Source organism: Nocardiopsis sp. TNDT3, assembly GCF_003427465.1.
In the GTDB taxonomy this organism is placed as follows: domain Bacteria; phylum Actinomycetota; class Actinomycetes; order Streptosporangiales; family Streptosporangiaceae; genus Nocardiopsis; species Nocardiopsis dassonvillei.
The window spans coordinates 1-5817 of record NZ_QPFC01001242.1; the positions used below are offsets into that span (position 1 = coordinate 1).

Consider the following 5817-nt stretch of genomic DNA (forward strand, 5'->3'; position numbering starts at 1 on the left):
CGCTGTCCTGGAGGTAGAGCAGCCAGCGCGGGTCCTCGGTCCACTGGTAGCTCTGCACGCTGCGGACCTCGTCGGCGGTCACGCAGCGCGGTTCGCCGTCGAAGTCCCCGGACGGGGTGAGGTCCTGGACCCAGACGTTGAGCCGGTCCCTCCACGGAGCCAGGTAGGCGATCCGCGCGCCGTCCGGCGAGATCGTCGCACCGGCGCGCTCCGGCGAACCGAAGAAGTCCTCGACCGAGATCCTCGCGGGCAGTGCCATGTCGTTCCTTTCGTCGGTGTTCGGTGACGGGAGCCGCGGATCGGGAGGGCCGTGCCCCCGCGTCCGTCCGCGGCTCCGCGGCGTCGGCTGGAATCCGTCTTTCGGTGTTCTTCCGGCTCCGCGGTGCCACCGCTGACACCGCGTCATCAGTCGGAGCGGAGGAAAGTCATGCCGGGGCGGTGGCGCCGCCCCGTCGCGGGAGCGCGCCACGGCCCCGCGTCACGGCTTGCGGTAGGTCAGCCTCCGCAGCAGGACCTCCGCCGGTCCGCGCCTGCCCGCGCGGTCGAGCCGGAACGCCGCCGCGACGGTCAGCAGCCAGGTGCCCACGGCCACCAGCACCGCCGACCAGCTGGACAGGTGCACGCCCAGGCCCAGGCCCCAGGCGGCCAGGAACGGGGCGAAGGCCACCGACTGGGCCAGGTAGCCGCTCAGGGAGCGCCGCCCCAGGGACACCAGGGCCCGGACCGGCAGGGACCGCTGGGCCCCCCGGGCGGAGAGCCGGTGCGCGAGGAGCCCGAAGAGCGCGGCGTAGCCCACCCCGGTGAAGATCCCGGTGTAGAAGTGCACCGAGGAGACCGCCGAGATGTGGGTGGCGTCCAGGACGCCCACGTGCTGGAGGCCCAGCACCGCTCCGGCGGCCCACCCCACGGCGATGCCCAGGACCGCGACCCGGCGCAGCAGCGTCAGGTGTCGCGCCGGGTCCTCCAGGAACCGGTGCCGCGCCGCGAGCAGGCCGATCAGGAACACCGTCGGCAGGGCCAGGGTGAACAGGCCGGAGAAGAGCCCGAAGAACCAGGCCGGGAGGCGGAACACGGCGGAGAGCAGGTAGCCCGTCTCGGCGATACTGGCCCTTTGCATGTCGGTCGCCGCGGCCGTGGACACCGCGTCCGGCGCCAGCAGGACCGAGGCCGCCGAGACGACGGTGACCAGGGCGCCCAGGGCCAGCAGGACGGACAGCCAGATCTTGAGGGTGCGGTCGCTGCGGTTGAGGAACAGCGGCACCATGATGAGGCCGATCAGGCCGTAGGTGCCCAGGATGTCGCCCTGCCACAGCAGGGCGGCGTGGACCGCGCCGAAGACGAGCATCCACAGGTGGCGCCTGCGCAGGAGCCCGCGGGCCTCCCCCTCGCTGGTGCCGCGCGCCCTCTGCCGGCGGTACATCTGCCCGATGCCGTAGGCGAAGAGGAAGCCGAACATCGTGTGCGTGCGGGCGTCCACGACGACGATCGTCATGAACTGCGCGGCCCTGTCCGCCAGGTTGCCGCCGACCGGGTGCAGCATGGCCAGGCCGGTGGGCGCCTGGTACAGGAACCACGGCACGTGGGCCAGCGCGATCAGCAGCAGCATCATGCCGCGGGCGAGGTCCGGGGCCAGGGCCCGTTCGGCCACCGGCGTCGAACCCGCCGGGGCCCGGGTGTCGGCGGCGGCTGCGGGCGGGTCTCCGGGGACGGAGGGCGGGCCTTCGGCGCGGTCGGTCGTCATGGTGACGGGCTCCAGAGGGTCTTCGCGGCGATCGGTCTGCGTTCGGGGGACTGTCTCCATTGCAGCCGTCGCCGCGCTCCGGCGGCAGTGGGACCACGTCACCACCCGGCCGTGACGTTTGTCGGGTCCAGGTCATGACGCGGCGTCACTGGTGCGCGCGGCGGAGCCGGAAGAATACTGGGGGCGCACCCGGCGCCCACTCGCGCGGACGCGGGCCTCCCGCTTCCGAGGAGGGCGGCGCACCCGCGCTCCGCCCGGCCCCCGCGGCCCGGGCGCCGCCGCTCCGGCGGCGGAGGGGCCGAGGCGAAGGACCGTGCGCGGTGGACACGAACCTGGAAGGGACACGCGTGACTTCGGAGAAGACCGAGGAGACGCAGGGACGGCTGCGCAAGCTCCACGTGGACCTCATCACCGGCGCGGTCTCCGCCGTCGGAGCGCTGCTGGTGGCGGTGAACGCCAGCTCGTGGCAGGACGCGATCCTCATGGCCGTGAGCCTGGCCGCGACCCTGCTGGTCGTCAGCCGGTGGCACGTGGGCCGCCTCTCCCGGGCCACGCTCGCCGGCCTGGTCGTCACCGCGCTCCTGTGGCTGTTCGGCATGCTCCTGGTGGACGTCTCCATGCCCGCCTACGGGTTCGCCATCGTGGCCACCATCATCATCCTCGACCTGCCGGGCCACCAGCGGGCGGCGACGGCGGGGATCGCCGCCTTCGCCGCGGCCGGGCTCACGGCGAAACTGGTGGTGTCGCGCGAGGGCGTGGTCGACTTCCTGCTCCAGTACGTGGTCGCCTCGGCGGGCGTCGCCCTGGGAGGGGTCGTCCTCACGATCCTCGTCCACGCGATGCACGGCCTCATCGCGGAGTTGGCGGCGGCGCGTGAGCGGGAGGCCGAGCTGGCCGTGGCCCAGGAGCGCATGCGCTTCGCCAGCGACCTGCACGACATCCAGGGCCACACCCTGCACGTGGTCAAACTCAAGACCGCGCTGGCCCGCAAACTGGTGCGCGCCGACCCCGACCGCGCCGAGGAGGAACTGGGCGAGATCCAGGCCCTGGTCGGCGACACCATCACCCAGACCCGCGAACTGGCCCACGCCCAACGTCGCCTGAACCTGTCCGCGGAGCTGGAGAACGCCAAGAACCTCTTCGAGGCCGCCGAGATCGACGTGCGCGTGGACCGCGAGGCCGAGGTGGCCCCGGGCGCGGGCGAGCTGCTGGGCCAGGTGCTGCGCGAGACCACCACCAACATCCTGCGCCACGCCCAGGCCAGGCGGGTGCGCATCACCCTGACCGAGACCGGCATCACCATCGTCAACGACGGCGCCGCCGAGGAACCGCCCACCCGGCTGCGGGGGCTGGCCACCCTGCGCGAACGGGTGGCCGACAGCGGCGGCGAACTGACGGTCCGACACGACGAGGGCCGGTTCACGACCGCCGCGGAGTTCCCGCACCTGGCCCCCGTGCCGGGCCCGGAGAACACCGCGCGCGGGTGAGCGCTCCGCCCCGGGCCGCCCTGCCCCCGGCGCCCAGGCGGATCAGACCACGACCTCCCTGCACACGTCGACGAAGGCCTCCATCCGCCGCACCGGCTTGCGCCCCGCGAGCCGCATGACCTCGATCCCGAGCCCCTCGGACCGGATGTCGAGTTCCCTGGTCGCGTAGGGAAGGTCCTCGTAGCTGCGCTCCAGCACGGTGCGCTGGGTGAGCAGGGCGTTGCCCAGGCCGCGGGCCACCAGGGCGCGCACCATCTCGAAGCTCGTGGTGCGAAAGCGCACGTTGGGCGTCAGCCCCGCCCTGTCGAACAGGCCGAGGAAGTAGTCGCCGCCGGGCGGCAGGTCGAAGAGGATCAGCGGCTCGACCGCCAGGTCCGCCAGGGTCAGCTCCCCCTTCGCGCTCAGGGGTCCGTCCACGGGGGTGAGCGCGTAGGGGGGATCGGACCGCAGCCACTGCGAGGCCACGCCGACCGCCGGGCGGACGCTCGCCAGCTCGTAGTGGTAGGTGATCGCCAGGTCGATGCGGGAGTTGAGCAGGTCGTCCAGGAGGGTTCCGTGGGAGGCCTCGACGAACGAGAGCCGCACCTGCGGATACCGGCGCGAGAACTCCGCGATGACCCTCGGCAGCAGGATCGGCGCGATGGTCGCGTAGCAGCCGATGGTGAGGTCCCCCTCGACCTCCTCCCTCTCCCGGCTGGCGGTCTCCCGGAGCTGTTCGAGGCTGGCCCGCACGTCGTCGGCCACGGCCAGGGCGCGCTGCCCCGACGCGGTGGGGCGCATCCCCTTCGGAGAGCGGACGAAGAGGGTGACCCCCAGCGCGGCCTCCAGATCGGACAACGCCGTCGAGACCGTCGACTGCGAGACGAACAGCTCCCGCGCCGCCGCCGTCACCGACCCGAGCCTGGCTATGGCCCTCAGGTACTCCAGCTGCCGCAGGCTCACGTCGCCCATCGGTCCGGCCCTCCCTTCGGAGCTATCGCTTTTTCCGAAGGAGATCTTCGGAACTATGTGTTTTACAGATCCTAGGCCCCGCCTGGATAGTGGTGACCCATGACACAGGCAGGTCGGATACCGACGGCGCCGTGGGCCCCACCCCGCTCCCGCCAGGCGTTCGAGACCACACTCCCGCGAACGAGCGGCCTCCTGACCATGCACAGGGACGCCCCGACCGGGGAGGCCGCTGCGGCCTCCCCGACCCCGGTGCGCGCCAGGACGAGACCCCAGGAGAAGAGATGACGAGCGAGGTCGCGGAGCAGGTCGACGAGAAGGACCTGCGGCGGGGTGTGTTCGCCGGGGCGGTGGGCGTCTTCGTCCACTGGTTCGACTGGGCCGTCTACGCCTACCTGGCCACCACCATGGCGCAGGTGTTCTTCCCCGAGCAGGACGGCACCACCGCCCTGCTGTCGGTCTTCGCGGTCTTCGCCGTGGCGTTCTTCGTGCGTCCGCTCGGCTCGGTGCTCTTCGGCCACCTCGGCGACCGCTTCGGGCGCAAGACCACGCTGTCGATCGTCATCATCTCGATGGCGGCGGGCACGCTCATGCTCGGGCTGCTGCCCAGCTACGAGTCCGTCGGCATCCTCGCGCCGATCCTGCTGGTGGTCGCCCGCATCATCCAGGGGCTCGCCGCGGGCGGGGAGTTCGGCTCGGCCGCCGCCTTCCTCGCGGAGTTCTCGCCGCCCAAGCGCCGCGGGTTCGGGTGCTCCTGGATCGAGTTCGGCTCGGTCGGCGGGTTCCTGTGCGCGTCGTTCGCCGTGTGGGCCCTGCACGCGTCCTTCCCGGCCGAGGTCGTCCTCGACTGGGCGTGGCGGATCCCCTTCCTGCTGACGGTGCCCATGGCCGCGGTGGGCCTCTACATCCGCCTGCGCATCGAGGACACGCCCGAGTACCGCGCGCTGGAGGACATGAACAACGTCCCGAGCCAGCCCGTCGTCGAGGTGTTCCGCTCCAACGGCAGGCAGTTCCTCCAGACGGTCGGCATCGAGACCTTCATGAACTCCACCTTCTACATCGTCCTGGTGTACCTGATCACCTACCAGGAGGAGATCGTGGGGGTGCCCGCCGACCGGGCGGCCCTGCTCTCCGCGGTGGCCTCGGTCGTCGCCATGGGGATCATCCCGCTCTCGGGCAGGATCTCGGACCGCGTGGGCCGCAAGCCGGTGCTCTACACCGCCGCCGCGCTGCTGATCGCGGCCTCCGTGCCGCTGTTCTGGCTGATGCAGGTGCAGACCTCGTGGGCGGCGTTCGCCGCGACCTTCGGCCTCGCCGCGATCCTGGCGGTCATCCTGGGCACCCACGCGTCCGCCGTGGCGGAGCTGTTCCCGACCCGGACCCGGCAGAGCGGGCTGTCGATGGCCTACAGCGTCGCCGGGGCGTTCTTCGCGGGAACCCTGCCGTACCTGATGACCTGGCTGATCTCCCTCACCGGCAGCAGCATGGTCCCCGCCTTCACCATGGTCGTGATCGGCGTCATCGGCGCGGTCACACTGCGCACCATGCCCGAGACCAGCGGCTCCGACCTGCTGCACGAGAGCGACCGGGCCTCTCGCTGAACCCTCCCCCCACCCGTCCGGGTCCGGCCGCGGCCGGACC

The 5817-nt window shown here is 72.1% G+C and carries 4 protein-coding genes and 1 pseudogene; 2 read left to right on the forward strand and 3 right to left on the reverse strand.

All coding sequences use genetic code 11. From position 1 onward, the window contains the following. Both DQW06_RS26345 and DQW06_RS26350 read right to left on the reverse strand, forming a co-directional pair. Window positions 1–259, reverse strand: a pseudogene (locus DQW06_RS26345) (S9 family peptidase); the annotation flags it as partial. A 219-nt stretch (window positions 260–478) separates the two neighbouring features. Continuing rightward, complete coding sequence (locus DQW06_RS26350) at window positions 479–1741, reverse strand: DUF418 domain-containing protein (RefSeq protein ID WP_117199513.1); 1263 nt, start codon at window positions 1739–1741, stop codon at window positions 479–481. 320 nt (window positions 1742–2061) lie between these two features. Here DQW06_RS26350 and DQW06_RS26355 point away from each other — a divergent pair, with 320 nt between their 5' ends. Beyond that, window positions 2062–3228, forward strand: a complete 1167-nt coding sequence (locus DQW06_RS26355; protein ID WP_117199514.1) for a sensor histidine kinase — start codon at window positions 2062–2064, stop codon at window positions 3226–3228. A gap of 42 nt (window positions 3229–3270) precedes the next feature. Here the strand turns inward: DQW06_RS26355 and DQW06_RS26360 are convergent, their stop codons facing one another. Beyond that, on the reverse strand, window positions 3271–4179 hold the full coding sequence (locus DQW06_RS26360) for a LysR family transcriptional regulator (protein WP_013152702.1): 909 nt from the start codon (window positions 4177–4179) through the stop codon (window positions 3271–3273). Between the two features lie 281 nt (window positions 4180–4460). Here DQW06_RS26360 and DQW06_RS26365 point away from each other — a divergent pair, with 281 nt between their 5' ends. Then, the gene (locus DQW06_RS26365; protein WP_013152701.1) at window positions 4461–5777 is read left to right on the forward strand and encodes an MFS transporter; all 1317 of its coding nucleotides are present in this window, start codon (window positions 4461–4463) and stop codon (window positions 5775–5777) included. Window positions 5778–5817: the final 40 nt, after the last annotated feature.

Bases quoted from the DNA above. Each gene is read 5' to 3' on its own strand.
- DQW06_RS26350 (WP_117199513.1), bottom strand. From the start codon at position 1,741: ATGACGACCGACCGCGCCGAAGGCCCGCCCTCCGTCCCCGGAGACCCG.
- DQW06_RS26365 (WP_013152701.1), top strand. From the start codon at position 4,461: ATGACGAGCGAGGTCGCGGAGCAGGTCGACGAGAAGGACCTGCGGCGG.
- DQW06_RS26360 (WP_013152702.1), bottom strand. From the start codon at position 4,179: ATGGGCGACGTGAGCCTGCGGCAGCTGGAGTACCTGAGGGCCATAGCC.